This window comes from Acidovorax sp. (assembly GCF_046314175.1).
GTDB lineage: Bacteria > Pseudomonadota > Gammaproteobacteria > Burkholderiales > Burkholderiaceae_C > Acidovorax.
Genome location: NZ_JBKBXG010000105.1, coordinates 1 through 15,785, shown reverse-complemented (window position 1 = coordinate 15,785; position 15,785 = coordinate 1). Strand labels below are relative to the sequence as shown.

At 60.2% G+C, this 15,785-nt stretch carries 15 protein-coding genes and 1 tRNA gene; 10 read left to right on the top strand and 6 right to left on the bottom strand.

Going from position 1 to position 15,785, the window contains the following annotated elements:
• The first annotated feature begins 444 nt into the window (after positions 1 to 444).
• The 10 genes from ACK4OE_RS22190 to ACK4OE_RS22145 all read left to right on the top strand — a co-directional run bounded on the left by ACK4OE_RS22190 (position 445) and on the right by ACK4OE_RS22145 (position 8,497).
• Positions 445 to 984, top strand: a complete 540-nt coding sequence (locus ACK4OE_RS22190) for a helix-turn-helix transcriptional regulator (protein WP_409888169.1) — start codon at positions 445 to 447, stop codon at positions 982 to 984.
• Positions 981 to 1,319: an ogr/Delta-like zinc finger family protein gene (locus ACK4OE_RS22185; RefSeq protein ID WP_409888167.1), complete on the top strand. Its 339-nt coding sequence runs from the start codon at positions 981 to 983 to the stop codon at positions 1,317 to 1,319. Before ACK4OE_RS22190 ends, ACK4OE_RS22185 begins: the two co-directional genes overlap by 4 nt.
• A gap of 499 nt (positions 1,320 to 1,818) precedes the next feature.
• Positions 1,819 to 2,172, top strand: coding sequence for a hypothetical protein (locus tag ACK4OE_RS22180; protein WP_409888165.1), 354 nt, complete (start codon positions 1,819 to 1,821; stop codon positions 2,170 to 2,172).
• Entirely contained in the window at positions 2,169 to 2,315 is a 147-nt protein-coding gene (locus tag ACK4OE_RS22175; RefSeq protein ID WP_228896387.1) for a hypothetical protein, read from the top strand. The genes ACK4OE_RS22180 and ACK4OE_RS22175 overlap by 4 nt, the downstream gene beginning before the upstream one ends.
• On the top strand, positions 2,312 to 3,292 hold the full coding sequence (locus ACK4OE_RS22170; RefSeq protein ID WP_409888163.1) for a hypothetical protein: 981 nt from the start codon (positions 2,312 to 2,314) through the stop codon (positions 3,290 to 3,292). The genes ACK4OE_RS22175 and ACK4OE_RS22170 overlap by 4 nt, the downstream gene beginning before the upstream one ends.
• 10 nt (positions 3,293 to 3,302) lie before the next feature.
• On the top strand, positions 3,303 to 6,458 hold the full coding sequence (locus ACK4OE_RS22165) for a hypothetical protein (protein WP_409888161.1): 3,156 nt from the start codon (positions 3,303 to 3,305) through the stop codon (positions 6,456 to 6,458).
• Between the two features lie 107 nt (positions 6,459 to 6,565).
• Entirely contained in the window at positions 6,566 to 7,018 is a 453-nt protein-coding gene (locus tag ACK4OE_RS22160; protein WP_409888159.1) for a hypothetical protein, read from the top strand.
• A complete protein-coding gene (locus ACK4OE_RS22155) occupies positions 7,015 to 7,452 on the top strand; it encodes a hypothetical protein (RefSeq protein ID WP_409888158.1) in 438 nt (145 codons plus the stop codon). The genes ACK4OE_RS22160 and ACK4OE_RS22155 overlap by 4 nt, the downstream gene beginning before the upstream one ends.
• A gap of 98 nt (positions 7,453 to 7,550) precedes the next feature.
• Positions 7,551 to 7,757 carry a hypothetical protein gene (locus ACK4OE_RS22150; RefSeq protein ID WP_409888156.1) on the top strand — a complete coding sequence of 69 codons (207 nt, stop codon included), beginning with the start codon at positions 7,551 to 7,553 and terminating at the stop codon, positions 7,755 to 7,757.
• Between the two features lie 14 nt (positions 7,758 to 7,771).
• On the top strand, positions 7,772 to 8,497 hold the full coding sequence (locus tag ACK4OE_RS22145; RefSeq protein ID WP_409888154.1) for a hypothetical protein: 726 nt from the start codon (positions 7,772 to 7,774) through the stop codon (positions 8,495 to 8,497).
• Positions 8,498 to 8,662: 165 nt separating this feature from the next.
• On the opposite strand, the gene ACK4OE_RS22140 is transcribed toward ACK4OE_RS22145, so the two are convergent.
• The 6 genes from ACK4OE_RS22140 to ACK4OE_RS22115 form a co-directional block, all read right to left on the bottom strand.
• A complete protein-coding gene (locus tag ACK4OE_RS22140) occupies positions 8,663 to 9,244 on the bottom strand; it encodes a hypothetical protein (protein WP_409888152.1) in 582 nt (193 codons plus the stop codon).
• 164 nt (positions 9,245 to 9,408) lie between these two features.
• On the bottom strand, positions 9,409 to 10,929 hold the full coding sequence (locus ACK4OE_RS22135) for a hypothetical protein (RefSeq protein WP_409888150.1): 1,521 nt from the start codon (positions 10,927 to 10,929) through the stop codon (positions 9,409 to 9,411).
• A 481-nt stretch (positions 10,930 to 11,410) separates the two neighbouring features.
• Positions 11,411 to 13,477: a tetratricopeptide repeat protein gene (locus ACK4OE_RS22130; protein ID WP_409888148.1), complete on the bottom strand. Its 2,067-nt coding sequence runs from the start codon at positions 13,475 to 13,477 to the stop codon at positions 11,411 to 11,413.
• Between the two features lie 108 nt (positions 13,478 to 13,585).
• The gene (locus ACK4OE_RS22125) at positions 13,586 to 14,839 is read right to left on the bottom strand and encodes a tyrosine-type recombinase/integrase (RefSeq protein ID WP_409888146.1); all 1,254 of its coding nucleotides are present in this window, start codon (positions 14,837 to 14,839) and stop codon (positions 13,586 to 13,588) included.
• Between the two features lie 184 nt (positions 14,840 to 15,023).
• Positions 15,024 to 15,099, bottom strand: a tRNA-Phe gene (locus tag ACK4OE_RS22120).
• A gap of 66 nt (positions 15,100 to 15,165) precedes the next feature.
• A partial coding sequence (locus ACK4OE_RS22115; RefSeq protein WP_409888144.1) for a response regulator occupies positions 15,166 to 15,785 on the bottom strand: 620 nt, incomplete at its 5' end.

The window sequence follows — 15,785 nt, the reverse complement described above, 5'->3', positions numbered from 1 at the left end:
CCCCTGGCGCACGGCCATCGCGGAGTTGGAAGTGCCAAAGTCGATACCGAGGGTGGTGTCCTTCAGGAGGGGCATGGGTGAAGTGTCGAAGCGATGAGGAAGTGTTCAACGCACACCGGCCGCGGCCTCGGTGAACGCAAACATCGGATGCGGTGCTGCGGCGAGAAGAATGCTCTGGGCAGCTTGGTGGCGCGACAGGAGACCCGTCCAAAGCCTCTCCGAAGCACGACCCAGCGCCGTGGACACCGCATGCAGAATGGAAAAAGCCCTTGATTAGCAAAAATCAAGGGCTTTTATTTGGTGGCTGGGGCTCTACCGAAAGAACGCCTAGAACCCGCATGAACCCTGGAAACTATAGCTTTTATAGCAAGCTAGTTGCCCCCAGAGTTGCCCCCAAAAAGCTCCCCCAATGATAACCAACTGTGAGAGCCCTCGCAGCATCGGATGCAATGGACGAAGCGACGACTGCGCACAACGCTGGACGACCTCGCACGGCACTACCGCATGTGTACGGCTCACACACATGCTCATTCGCTTGCCGCTCAACGGTCCAAACTCGACCATAGAGGCATGCAAACGACCGAAGTAATCCAAGCCTCGACGGCGCCCTTTTTGGCCATCGCACCGATGCCCGGCGCTCCCGTAAAACCGTACCGTGACCGCCTGCTGCGTCTGAGTGACGTCCAGTTTTTGACGGGCCTGGGCAGAAGCAGCATTTACGCTGCAATTGCCCAAGGCACTTTTCCCTCGGCCGTGAACGTCACAGACCACGCCGTGGCCTGGCGTGAATCCGAAGTTGACGCCTGGATTGCGGCACGCACCAAGATCACCGCTACCCCCGCAGCCCCAGCACAAGCCACGCGCGTTCACCCTTCCGATTCATCCAAAGACAAGGTTGCGAAAGCCACAGCCCGCCGTGCTGCCAAGCCGACCGCGAAACCTCCAACCAAGCCCCCTAGCAACAACAAACGGAGTCGCCCATGAAAATGCGCTGCCCCCACTGCAAGAGCTGGGCAAGCGTGCGCAGCAGCGAACAGGTAACGCCCCTGCTGCGTGAGAGTTTCCTGATCTGCAAGAACGCCGCTTGCGGCCACACCTTCGCGGCCGCCACCGAGATCAACCGCACGCTGTCCCCATCGGCCACGCCTGATCCGTCCATCCTGCTGCCCCTGAGCCCACACGTCCGGCGCCGTGACGTGATGGAACAGATGGCCCGCCACCCCATGGCCCAGTGCGACCGCCTGCCCCCGGCAGAAGCCGACCGCCCGGGCACCGATACCGACGCAACAGAGACCGAATCGGCCGCCCTGGCGCCGTAGGTCCACCCCACCCAAAAGCACCGCCTTGCGGAGCCGTTTTGCGGCTCTGCAGCCCGAACTCCGCCCAAAGAAACCTGACGGCCCCTTTTGCCCTTGATTCCCATGACCACCACCCCCAGCTCCCGCCATCCTGGCCAGGCCGCTTTCGGTCCGTGCAATACCGCACGCGCCGCGAACTTGCCGCGCCAGTTCACCCCCAAACACCCACCAAAATCAACCAAACCCACCACGGCTCGCTACAATTGCGCCATTACGTCACAAAAAGGCGTAATCGGGTTTGGCGACCCGCTACACCGCTGCGACGCAAGCCGCAGTCTCTTCCGCAGAGCAACTGCGGCTTCGTTGTCTGTGCCTCCATGTTTTGGTGGCTCGATGGGAGGTCCGCAAGGGCCTGCCGGTTCGCGCAAGCGGTGTCCGGTTCGCCAACCCGTCGAGTCACCGCCCCCGTTTGGCGACGGGTGCGGTGGTTTTAGCAAACCACACCGCTTGGAGGCCTCCCATGGCTGACCGTATCCCCTCGGGCGCATCCGCGTCCGGCGCAGCTGCACGCGCGCATTCTTCCCCCTCTTGCTCTTGCACCTCCCCTCTCACTGACCGCGCCCCGCAATCGCTGGCCCTTGATGCCAACGACAACGCGGGCGACCTGCGCACCACGCTGCAGGCCTATGGCGCCATCGAGAAGCTCATGAGCTGCCACGGCGCACAGGACAGCCAGACCGTTGTCGCCCATCGCGACGAGCTGGGCGCCCTGCTGCGACTGGTAAACGACCGCTTTGCCCAGGACCTGGACGCGCTGGATTCCACGCTGCGGACCCTGCACGGCGCCCTCTGCGCACGGGAGACCCTGCAATGAAGACCTACCTCATCAAGTGCATTGACGGGGCGGGAACATTCCACCGCTACACCCAGCAGGCCGCATCGCATGTGGCCATCGGCTCCAACGCTTTCGAGCGCTTTGGAGACCTGCGTTTGCTGAGCGTGCGGAGGGTGTCATGAGCAGCACGCCAAACAACCCGCGCCGCGCAGGCGCACCAGCGTGCAAGAGCTGCCGCGACAACTTTCCGCTACCGCAAGCCCTGGACGTTTTTGACCAGATGGTGGTGGCTGGCTACGTAGAACGCCGCACCGCGTGCACGGCATGCCCTGCAGCGCACAAGCCCTGCCTGGAACCTGCAGCGCAGGGATTGCCAGCGGTGGACCTGCGCGCGTACAGCCCACACGCTGCACGCCCCGCGCAATCCACCGAGTCCGCGCGCCGCTCCAATCCACGGCACGCCTACGAACAGAACCGCCAGCGCATCGCCCAACTTTGGAGCGAGGCGCAGCCCATCACATCGGGCGATGCTGCAGGCCACTATCTGGTGCGCCAAGGCTTGCAGGGGCACGACGCCGCGAACTGGCCCGACGCTTTGCGCCTGCATCCCGCGCTGGAGTATTGGCACACCGACCGCACAAGCCGGGCCGCATGCCTGGGCGCGTTTCCCGCGCTGCTGGCAGCGCTGGAGATTGATGTTCACCCGCACGGGCTGCACCAGCCTGCGGAGCGCCACAAGGTGGCCCTGCAGCGCATTTACCTGACCGAGCACGGCACCCCTGCCACGGTGCCTTCGTTCATCAAGGCCACGGGCACCGATGGACACATCAAGGGCGCGGCCGTGCGGCTGTCTGCGCCCCGTGTGCAGGCCGATGGCGTGGTGCTGGGTGTGGCTGTGGGTGTCGTGTCCGCGCTGCGATTCGCAGCCGCGCTGCGCATGCCGGTGTGGGCTGTTGCAGACGCTGCAGCGCTCGCGCATTTCCGGTGGCCGCGAGGCCTGAGTCACTTGCATGTGTTCACCGACACCAGCGACGCGGCGCACGCCGTGCCCGCCTGCGAGCTGGCCCGCAAGGCTGCGCGCTGCGGTCTCAGCAGCTACGTGCAGACGGTCACGCCGCAGCGCGCCGCGCAATCCATCCACACCGCTCCCAACGTTTGAAGGAATCACCATGGCAAAGAAGAAGGCCAACGCCACAAGCACGGGCGCGGCATTGAACGACACCAGCGCGCAAGCCGCAGTGCCAGCGACCGCAGCAGCTCGCGCTCCCGCGCTGCAGTTCACCGTGTTCACATCCACCGAGCCCGAACGGCTCACCAAGGTGCTGAGCCTGAACCGCGATGGCACGCTGAACAAACAGGCGGCCGCCTCGATGATGGCGGGCACTGCGCAGCGTGTGCGCGTCAGTGGCTTGCACGAACTCGCGCAGGCCCTCGACCACCTCAACCCGGCCCAGGCTGTGGGCTGGGGCATCTGCGCGCAGGAACAGGCCGCCATCGTCGCGGAGCGGGATGCGCAGGTGAACGATGGAGCGCATGGCGCCATCTCGCGCACGCGCCAGCACTTCGCGTTTCCGCGTGGCCCTGGCGTGCTGATGCTCGATCACGATGGATGCCCGAATGGCGAGCTGAACGCGGACGAGCTGCGCCAGCGTTTGATCGATGCGTGCCCTGCCCTTGCCGATGCGCCCATGCTCTGGCGCCCGAGCTGTTCGGCCGGTGTGCAAGCGCCCGATGGGCGTGTGCTGTCGGGCCTGGACCGCCACCGCCTTTACATCCCAGTGCGCGATGCCTCACGCATCCCGGACGCGGGCAAGACGCTGTTCACGCTGCTGTGGGCTTTTGGCCAGGGCTGGTATGAGGTGGGCCGCGCAGGGCAAGCGCTGGAACGTTCCTTGATTGATGCGACCGTGTGGCAACCCGAGCGGCTGGATTTCTGCGCGCCGCCCGTGCTGCTCGATGGTTTGGACCGGCCCGGCGCTGCAGCGCGCATCTATGGCGACCCGGACGGCCTGTTCGACCTTGGGCTGATCGAGTGCGACGGGGAGACCCGCAAGCAGGTGCAAAGCCTCAAGCGTGCCAAGCGTGAAGCCATCGCCGGGCAGTGCGCAGCGCAGCGTGAACGCTGGGCCAATGCCAAGGCGCCATCGCTCGCCATGCGGCGCGGCATACCGCTGGAGAAGGCGCGGGATGTGCTGGTGCGCGCGAGCGAGAAGCGGGTTCTGATGGGGCATTTCATGCTCACATCGGCGGAGGGTGAACCCGTGTCGGTGGGCGAGATATTGGACGCGCCCGACCGCTGGCACAACACGCAGTTCGCGGACCCGCTGGACCCGGACACCGACCGCCGCGTGGCTGTCGTGAACCTCAAGAGCGGACAGCGGCCGTACCTCTACACGCACCGCCATGGGGGCATGCGTTTTGAGCTGATGCGGCAGTCGGCGCGGGTACAGATTGGGCGCGGGATGCGGGTGGCAACAACCGATGCAGTCCTGTCCGTGTTGAAGTCGCGCGGGGAGCTGTTCGACTATGGCGAGGGGGCGATTGCCTACGTGAGCGAGGGCAAGGCCCGGCCGGTGTCGCCGGACTGGCTCACGGACCACATGGGGCGCGTCTGTGACTTCTATTCGGTGCGCAAGCGCAAGGACTCGGCGGGCGATGACCAGACCGAAGAAGGTGCAGAAGATGCGCCTCTCGGGGTGGCCCGCGCCATCCTGGCCAAGCATGGCGAGCGCGGGTTCAAGAAACTCGTCGCGGTCGTGACGGCACCGACGCTGCGGCTCGATGGGAGCATTCTGGACCGGACGGGGCACGACGATGTGTCGGGCCTGCTGTTCTACAGCGAACACCCGAACCCGCCGAAGGTGCCAAGCAGCCCCACGCCTGCAGATGCGCTTTCTGCGCTGCGGTTCTTGTGGCGCCCGCTGGCCTTGTTCCCCCTGGTGGACGATGTGGCGCGCGGTGTGGTGCTGCATGGCCTGCTGTCTGCTGCATTGCGCGCCAGCTTGCCCACGGCACCGGGCATCGGTTTGGACGCCCCGGCCGCAGGCAGTGGCAAAACCTTGTTGGCCCGTTGTATCGGGATTCTGGCGATGGGCACCGACCCGGCCATCCTGCCACCCGCCGACACCGACGAGGAAACCCGCAAACGCCTGTTCGCCGTACTGCGCGAGGGCCAGCGCGTGGTGCTGTGGGACAACGTGCGCGAGCCTTTGGGCTCTGCATCGCTCGATGCGTTCCTGACCGCGCCCACTTTTGCCGACCGCATCCTGGGCAGTAGTGAGACCGTGACGCTACCGAACCGTGCCTTGTTCATCGCCACGGGCAACAACCTGCGCATGACCTCGGACACCTGCCGCCGCGTGCTGACGGCGCGCATCGATGCGCAGAGCGAAAAGCCCTACACGCGGGATTTTTCTTTCGACCCGGCGCAGATGATGACGAACGACCGGCTGCAGTACGTGGTGGCAGCGCTCACCATCGTGCGGGCCTACATCACGGCCGGGCGGCCGAAGGTGGCCAAGGGACGCACCGCGAGCTTCGAGCATTGGGATGATCTGGTGCGGCAGCCGCTGTGCTGGCTGGCGGGTCTGGTGCAGCAATCGGCAGACGCAGAGCTACCCACGCTGGCGGACCCCATGGAGGCGGCTGCGCGGGCGTTCGAGCAGGACCCGGAGACCACCAAGCTGGCCGCCATGCTGGAGGCTTGGCACGAGGCTTTCGGGGGCATGCAGACCACGGTGGCGAGTGTCATCCGCCGGGCTGACACCGACGACCGTCTGGCGGGCGCGGTGGATGACATCGCCGGACAGGCGGGCCGGGTGAATTCCCGGATGCTGGGCCGCTGGATCGAACGGATGACCGGGCGCATCGTGGCTGGAAAGCTGTTTGTGCGTGTGGGCCTTCGCGCCGGGGTGCTGCATTGGGCCGTTTCTCAGCTGCGGCCATCGACACACGCCAACCCTATGGATGCAGGTGCACAAGGCCCGACGCAGGGCGCGCCATCCGCTGGCCAGAACCCACCAATTGGCACCAAACCCACCAACGAGAGCGATGCACAAGGCCCGATGCAGGACGCGCCATCCGCTGGCCAGAACCCACCAATTGGCACCAAACCCACCAACGAGAGCGATGCACAAGGCCCGATGCAGGACACGCCATCCGCTGGCCAGAACCCACCAATTGGCACCAAACCCACCAAACGGGCACCCACAACAGGTGCCAAAGGGGGCGGTTTGGTGGGTTTGGTGCCTTCTGGTGGGAGTTTGACGGCCGATGGACGCGCCAGCGATGGACCTGCAGCGGATGACGTGGAGGTGTTCAAGTGATGGCCGCGCAAACTTCGCCCTTGGTGGGTTTGGTGGCAAATGGTGGGTTTCTGCCAGCGAATCGACCGACCACGATTTGTCCTGACGCCGTTTCGAGCGATCCCGCCATGGTGGGTTTGGTGGGCTTTGGTGGGTTCCAGCCAGCGGATGGCGCGTCCACGTTTTGCGCTGACGCTGGTTTGACCCATGCCGACAAGGCCCTGGCCATGGCCGCGCGGGGCATTCTGCAGACGCTGGAATCAGCGGGTTTGACCCTGGCTGTGACGGATGCCGGAGCGCTGCAGGTCTCGCCCGCAAGTGCCTTGCGCCCCGACCAGCGCGCGGCCATCCGCGATCACCGCGCGGGCCTCGTGGCCCTGCTGCGGCTGCGGGGTGCGCTGTTCATCGATGACGAGCGCCACCGCTGCAGCGACTGCGTGCATCTGCAGCGCAAAGGCTATTGCGCGATGGCGCAAAAGGGCTTGATGCCCGGGGTCAATCCCTGGTTCACGCCAGCGCCCCACGTGCTGCAGCACTGCCACTTTTTCCACCCGAACGCGGTGGAGCTGGGGGCGCCATGAGCACGCGCAGCACATCAACCCAGGCCCCTGCATCGAAGGTGGCCATGTCGAACGCAGAGCGCCAGCGCAAGCACCGCGAGAAGCGCAAGGCGGAGTTGCAAGCGCTGCGTGCAGGTGCTGCGGCCCCGCTGTCGCTGCGGCTGGCTCTGCCCTTGCCATCGGCCGCACCTGTTGTGCCAACTGTTTCGGCCCCTGCCCTGTCTGATGACTCGCCATCCCTGCGCATGCAGCTCGATGCAGCCCGCAAGCGCTGTGAAGCCCAGGCGGCAGAGCTGGCGGCCCTGCGTGCGGAGCATGAGCCCTTGGTGGCCCGTTTGCTGGCCTTGCGCACGGTGTTGAGGGCCGTCATCGGCAAGTTCTCACCGGCGGCCCGGCATGTGGCGCGCAGCCATTTGCAAGAGACCGGGTTTATCGAGTGGCTGGACGCTGATTGATCGTGGCCAGGGCCTCGCCCTGCCCGGCCTGTATGCCCGGCTTTAGTTCTTCTTTTTGTCCGTGTTCCCTTCCATTTTTTGACCTCTGAAAGTTCACCATGTTTGCCAATGAATCCAAGGCCCGCGCGGCCTATGTGTCTGCCAACCGCAAGCTCGAAACCGCCCTGGCGGAATACACGCAAGCGCGCACCGAGCTGCACAAGATCACGGGGGAGTTCTCCGCCGTCGATCAGAAGCTGTCCCTGCAATTCAACACGCGCACGGGCCATGCCCAGTCCGCAGAAATCACGCTCACCGATTGCTGAAAGGAATCACCACCATGACGACCCAAACCACCAAGACCACCCCGATTCAAGACGAGTTGGCCCAGGCCCAGGCCGCCTACGACAGCGCGCTAGCGAAGTTGCTCAAAGCGTGCGCGGATTTCAACGAGGGCTCGGGTAAGCAGTACGCGGAGCTGATGGAGCGCCATGCGGACCTGCGCGGCAAGATTGCCGCCCATGAGACGGCTGCAGAGACCGCCACGCTGGAGTTCAAGCAGCTGCTCGCGGCCGCGAATTTTGAGAAGACGAAGGCGGTGAAAGAGGCGCTGTTCAAGAAGAACGATGCGCTGGCCATTGCCGAAGAACTGCGCGAGGCGCTGGCCGATTCGGAGCGTACGACGTTGTCCCTGCGCGCCAGTGCGTCGCGCGCTGCGCAGACCTACGCCAACGCGCACGACGCGGCCTATGGGGCCTATGCGAGGTTGGAGGCCTACAAGGCCCTTGCGCAGTCCGAAGATGGGCTTTCTCGGGCTTTGGCGCTGCTGTCGCATGTATCGGACGCTATCGAGGTCGAGCGCCATGTGCAGGACGCGCGGGAGCATCGCATGAAGTTCGTGTGGAGCCGGTTGAAGGCCGTTGCGCTGCAGCGGCCGGAGGCCCAGGAACAACCGGAGGTGGAGGCGCTGGGGCCGCTGCAGTTGGGGCCGTTCGCGGGGCGGGCGTATCTCACGCCTGTGCAGGCGATATTGCTGCAGCGGACGGAGGCAGAGACGACAGCCTGAGCATCAACATGAACAAAGCCAGGCATGCGCCCTGGCGCTGAAAAGCAAGAGGCCCCGGCAGTGCTGTCGGGGCCTTTTTTGCATTGGGCAGCTAGGTGCAGCCGGTGGCGGGTACAGAAAGCGGACGCTCAACACTTGACATGAGCAGTGGCCGACCGGCGCAGTCTAGCCATCCACTTTTGCGTACGCGGAGGCGTGCCATTTTGTGCCCGGCACTTGCCAAGGGAGCGCCTCTTGCCCACGCACCTTCGTATAGTTGCTGCCAGTAAAGACATAGGTCTGCAATTCATGAAAATGCCGCCGCTTCTTTGAATACGAGAAAGTCACGAGAAACACTATCAGCGGCTTGTCGATTCCTTCCCACTGCCGCCCAATGGCGTCAATATTGAGCTGATGTGTGTCATTGTCAGTCCGGCTGTAGCCGACAAAGAAGAATGTGTCAGCTTCGCTGGCGGCACTTGCCAGCTTCTTGATTTCATTTACGGTTTCAACCTTTGCCGGTGTCCATTCCCATTCTGCTTTCGCCCAGACCTTCGCGTTTGAGTCTTGGATTACCGCGTCAGTTTTTCCGCCCGTTTCGAAGCATGTGTATAGGCCGAGGTGGTCTGCAGCCATCTTGACCGTAGACGCGATATGCGTAGTCCAAAGCGCGCGACGACTGATGTCAATACGATCGGGCGTTATTGGAAAGTCCCGATACCAGAACGCATTGAACAAAGCGACGAAATCTCTAGTACGACGTTTCATGATTTGATGACAAACGTTTGAATTCAGTGGCCGCCGGGGGCGGTGCTCAGGAATGGATGGCTAGACCACTGCTGGCGGCTCGCTCGGTAGCGCCTTCTTTGCGTGCACTAGTAGCTCGAAGACAGCGATGGTGGCGCTCCACCAAGCAGAGGGTACGCGCCCGATCAGGGCGAATTTGACTCTGGACTCTTGAGCCCTGAGGGCAGAACACTGTCTGGAAGGATTCTGTCCCACTCGTCCTTGAAGAGGTCGCGGTGAACTGTTCTTTGATACGCCTCGTTGAAGTGCTCATTGGCAAAGAACTTGATCATCCAATGTTGTTGATCGCCGGAGTGCTTCAAGCTGAAGAACGCATGAATGCCTACCTCAGCAATCGTGGGACTCACGTCTTCGAAGTCCTCGCAAGAGGCCACTGTGTAGGGCATGGTGTCAAGCCATGTCAGGTCAAGGTTCGCCTCTGCCATTTTCGTGCGCACGCCCTCTGCCAAAAGGTCTGTTGACGTGCCAAGCAAGTACCAATCTTCGAACGTCACGACGAGCGGAAAAATTGGCCGCTCATTTCGCGGCCAATGCGTGTGGCCTGCCAGTGCATCAGCTATGTTTTTGTATAGCTGTATGACGGCTTTCGCCAGATAGTCCACTTGCTGGCCAATGATTGCTGGGTCAACGGCCGACTTAGCACCCACGGTCATCCGCTTGGCCTTGCATTCGACAAACAAGTTCGCCTGGTCGTCGGTCAGTATCCAGTCCACGCCGTCTTTTCGAGCGCGCCCCACCTTGTACTCACGCTCTTCGTAAATCGTGAATTGAGGGCTTGGGAATGTCTTGCTCAGCACCTCACCAAAGTAGGCTTGAAACGAAGCACCAAATGGGTCGTTGAAGCCTTCTGCTTGAGCGATTTCGTAGAAGAGGCCTTGGCTTACCCGGCTCATGACATAGTGGGGAATAGGGCAATGGAGGCGCTCAGGGTGCGTCAAGTCCAAGCCCACGAGCGGTTTGGCTTCGAGTGGGTTCCACGTGTACATCCAGGTGTCGTCGTACCTGGCTGCGTCATTGACTTTTGATTGAAGTTCTTCGAGAGGCTGCGACAGTTTGTCAAACACAGTTTTGGATCGCTCCAGCTCAATGGCAACCGATCGGTAGTCCTGGTGAGCGGAGATCGTGCATCTGTGCTGTAGAAGGCCCACAGTGGCAAAGCCCACGAGAAACCACTCCTTCGTGCTGACCCCAGTCTGGCGAATCAGTAGGCGCTCCACGTCGGGCTCAGAGAACACCTTGAAGTAACGCATGAGCGCATTGAGTTGACGCGTGCGCTGCCATGGAAACTGAAGATGGCCTGTCGGGTTCAAGCTGTTGTAGGCCTGGTCCGGCGTCATTGCCGGCCCCACCATGTCATTGGTCACGGTGCGCAGCATATTGAGCACGCGCGCCATGTTGGGCCAGGGGCGAAGACGAAGCGTTCCCCTTGGCGTCGCGTTCAACGCGATTTCGCGCGCAAGAATGGCGATCTCCCACTTGTGAAGTTCGGCGTTTAGCTTTATGAAGCCTTTGCCGGTCCATACCTTCTCATTCGAGGAGTGATGGTCCACCGCTTGGAAATACCACCATATGTCCTCGATTGAATCCTGTAGGTTGTACTGGCGCAGGAGATTTCGAAGCGGCTTGTATCGAAGGTAGTTGTTCAAGGTCTGAGCCAGGTTGAAGCTACAGCGAGCTGACCGACCGCAATCCGCCTTGACGAGGTTTGATGCTCCCCCTGGATGATCGCCTCTCACCGAATGCTGACGCGCCATCATCATATGTCCGTAACGTAACCAGGCACTCGCCCTCACTTATGAACGGCCAGACAAAAGCCGTCAAATCTCGTCACCCGAAAATGCGCGAAAACCGCCCCCCAAGCCGCACCGTGCCTTGCACAGTCTATGGTCGGCAAGGTCGTCAATTGAGGGCCATTTAGCGGGCAGGTGAGGCGGGGTCTCCACTGCGCGCCTGGGTACTAAGTGGTGGATTTAGCAAAGAGGCTCGCAAGCTTCATATTTACGGATGCGGAATGCAGGGCGGCGCTCTGGGATAGGAGGAAAGTGAAAAACGGGGGGGGGGTAGCTGCGTATGAATTCAAGTACCTTTGGCCTTGAAATAGGGAAAACAGCTCGCTTAACGACTGTTTTACTTTCTCCCTTGACTACCAATCAAAATTCCCTTGTGAAGCAGGGCATCATTCACCTGTTCACGTATCGCAGGATCCTGGTCGTTCCCATATTCTTGAATCAGCATATCAAAAGAAGCCATCGCTGCTTCCGTTCGGCCTAACTGACGCAGAGTTATCCCCTTGTTAAAAAGCGCCATTGCGACCTGTGTCCGCAAAGCGGGATCGCTATCCTCTCCGTACCGGCGCCTAATTTCATCATAGGTCTCAACTTCTTCGTCGTAGCGTTCGAGAATACCGAGCCTCACACCCTTATTCAAAAGGGCTCCTGCGACATGTCCTCGGAGAGTCGTGTTGTGACTGTCTCCGAATAATCTATCCACTTCATCATATGCCGCCACTGCGGCCACAGCGTCGCCCTTATCCCCAAGAGTGATGCCTTTATTAACCAGTGCTCGCGCCACCTGCTCTCGCAGAACGGGGTGCTCGTCCCCTTGGTATCGCCTATAAATCTCATCATAAACGGCCACCTCTTCTGCATTTAGCCCTAGCTTACTAAGCCTTACCCCTTTATTTAACAGCGCCCCAGCAACATGCCTGCGTACCGCTGGATTAACATCACTACCGTAGCGGCGGTCTATCTTTTCATATACAGCAATAGCAGCCTCATTATCATCTCGCTCACTAAGCATAATAGCCTTGTTAACCAATCCAGCCGCAACCCATTCACGCGCAACTAGGCCTTCATCGCTACCATAACGTTGATCCAGTTGATCCATAACAGCAATTGCCGCATCCACGTCGCCACGGTCCCTAATCAATGCGGCCTTATTTACAAACCCTCTAACAACTCGTCTGCGTATCGCAGATGCATTATCATTTCCATAGCGCTTATCAAGCTCATCATATGCAGCTATTGCGGCGTCGATATCCATATTGCTGGCTAATCTACTTGCCTTGTTGGCCAAAGCTCTAGAAGCCTGCTCTCGCAAGGCGGAGTTCGTATCCTCACCATAACGCTTATCGACCTCTTCATAAATGGCAATTGCAGCCTTATCGCCCACTTCCAACCCCAGTCGCACACCCATGTTTACAAGGGCTCGCGCAACCTGCTCCCGGAGTGCTGGTGCGGCATCACCACCGAAGCGTTTATCAACTTGTTCATAAGCAGCTATTGCGGCTGTATTTTGTCCTTGCAGGCCCAATCGCAAACCCATATTCACAAGTGCTCGTGCTGCCTCCCCTCGAAGAACTGGATCGCTGTCTTCACCGAAGCGGTTAACAACTTGTTCATAAACAGAAATTGCGGAGGTGATGTCTCCAGTTGCGGCAAGCCTATTACCTTCCTTAACTAGCATTCGTGCTTCATTCAGAATTGAAGAATCACTATTAACTGTTGATACTATATTGACATCATCGGAAACGGCTGCAGTGATATTTACACCTTGCGTATCAAAATCTTGTGTACTAGCACTGGGCGCTTCACGCTCTAATAATTCTGCATCGTCCTGTCCAGCGCTTCCGTCTCGCTTCTCAGTGGATTGTGCGGACGGCCGGACTTGGTCACTCACGCTAGGCGATGCTTGCCTTGTCACTTCATTTATTGCTTTCCGCGTTTCTTCTGCATGAGTTACAACATCCGCCTTTTGCTTGTTCATTTCATGCCGAATCTCAATGGCAAGACTCTGGATACTAGTTATCTCAATTTTTAATGCATCAGCTTCATCTTGGGACGATTTTATTTTTTCTCTGTACCCTGCAGTGTTTTCATTGAACCATCTCTCAGCTGCAGCTTGCGCCTCAACGACTGCACGGTTTTTCGTTGTGACGTAGCCAACAAATCCCGCGATTAAAGCGACGAGGGTTATTAATGCTCCAACAAGCGCTGTGACATTCGATATCGCAGCCATAGAATTTGCTTGCTGTGCTGTAGAAATTCCTACATCGCCAATGCGCTTGTCCTGCGCATCCAGTCGGTTGCTATTTACATCTCTAAGGATCGCCACATCCTTTTCAAGCTGGTAAATCCTCTCCTTGAGTTGAATAACTTCATCCGGTTGATTTTCAGTGCGTCCCACAGAAGCCATCAACAAGCCGCAAAACGCTATACAAAATATTACTTTGCGCACATATCCCCCATTTTTTAACACCCCCTCAAACTTTATCAAGTTTGATAGAGATATGTAAAACAATTGTCAAGCAGGCTTTGTTTCAGACAATCCATCGAGGTAGTTTGCCCAAAGCTGCATCATTGATCTTCGTTCACTTATATATTCTGTTCTGTTATACGCACGTCCAAGACTATCTTTGACCGAATGGGCCAATTGCGCCTCTATTACAGATTCCGCAACACCAAGTCGCTCTGCCATCATTGTGCGGGCGGTTGCGCGGAACCCATGACCGGTAACCTCATCAGCTGAAAATCCCATAGCCCGCAACGCCGCATTCACGGCCGCATCACTCATCGGTCGGTCGTGATGCCTCTCCCCACGAAATACGTATGGGCTGCTGCCTGTCAGTGCATGGAGGTCACGTAACACCGCCACGGCCTGGGTGGCCAGCGGCACAACATGTGGCTTCCCAAACAGCTTTCCCGCCTTCTCCCGTTTCATCCGCTCTGCGGGCACGGTCCAAACGGCTTTATCGAGGTCGAACTCTTCCCACCGCGCCTTGCGTAGCTCACCTGGGCGGAGAAGCACCATAGGGAGCAGCGCCAGCGCTGCCCGGACTACATGTGTTCCCTTGTAGGCATCAATGGCGCGCAGCAGTTCACCCAGCCGTGCAGGATCAGTGATAGCAGGGAAGTGCTTCACCATGGGCTTGCGTAGAGCGTCCTTGAGGTCGCGGGCCGGATTGCTTTGAACCCGCCCGGTGGCCACCGCATACCGAAACACCTGGCTACAGTTCTCTAAGGCTCTGTGTGCGGTTTCAACAACACCGCGCGCCTCGATACGGCGCAACACCGTCAACAGCTGGGGGGGCGTGATGGAGCTGATGGGCTCAGAGCCCACCCACGGGAACACATCAACCTCTAGCCGTCGCAGGATCTTTTCCCCATAGCTGGGCGCCCATTCATCCTTCCGGGTGTCAAACCACTCCCTGGCGACGTGCTCAAAGCTTTCTTCTGGGGGCAACCCAGCCTCGGCACGCGCGGCGGCCGCATCTTCGACAACGTTGCGTGCCTTCTCTGCTTTGCGCTGGTCGCTGGGGTCCTGGCCCATGGCCAGCAGTTCGCGGGCGCTGTCGGCTTTCTCGCGGGCATCCCGGAGGCCTGTCTCTGGATAGGTGCCCAGCGAGATCCGCTTCTCTTTCCCGGCAATGCGGTACTTGAGCCGCCACCACTTGCCCCCAGCCGGGGATATCTCAAGGTAGAGGCCTTTTGCGTCGGCCAGCTTACGGGGCTTGGGCCCAGGCTGGGCCTTGCGAATTGCGGTGTCTGTCAGAGGCATTGGGGGCAACTTTTGCAGCAGTTGCCCCCGAGCCTAGCAGTTGCCCCCAAAGTTGCCCCCACTTTGTGCTGGCTTGGGGCGGATAACTATGGACGGGCCTGGAATGAAAAAAGCCCTAAGTCGTTGATTTACTTAGGGCTTTTTAACTTCTGCGGACGTCTATGGACGACTACAAAATGAATAGTGGTGGCCTGGGGCGGAATCGAACCACCGACACAAGGATTTTCAATCCTCTGCTCTACCGACTGAGCTACCGGGCCTGAGCCTCAAATTATAACCAGAAAAAAAGGCTGTTTTGGCGAAACCGCCAATAATTTCTTGCAAGCCTACCCGCGTTTGCCCCGGCCGAGATCGACCCCCAGCTGACGCAGCTTGCGATAAAGGTGCGTGCGCTCCAGGCCCGTCTTTTCGGCCACGCGCGTCATGGAACCGCCTTCGCGGGCCAAGTGGAATTCGAAATAGGCTTTTTCAAAACCATCGCGCGCTTCGCGCAGGGGGCGGTCCAGGTCAAACCCCTGGTGCGCGTGCGGGCCAGCCTCGACGCCAGCCATGATGGCCGACACAGCAGGCAGTTGCGAAAACGTGGGGTCGGCCGGGGTATGGACGGGCGCTGGGGCCGCAGCCACCGGGGCGGACTGGTGGGCAGCGTTGCGTGCCAGGCCCTGCTCCACCGCCTTGAGCAGCTTTTGCAGGGTGATGGGTTTTTCAAGAAACGAGAAGGCGCCGATCCGGGTGGCCTCTACGGCGGTGTCGATGGTGGCGTGGCCACTCATCATGATCACGGGCATCGTCAGCACGCCCGCTGTGGCCCATTCCTTGAGCAACGAAACCCCGTCGGTGTCCGGCATCCAGATGTCGAGCAGCACGAGGTCGTAGGTGTTGCCTGCCCGGGCCGTGCGCGCCTGGGTGGCGTTTTCTGCGAGGTCTACGCTGTGACCTTCGTCGT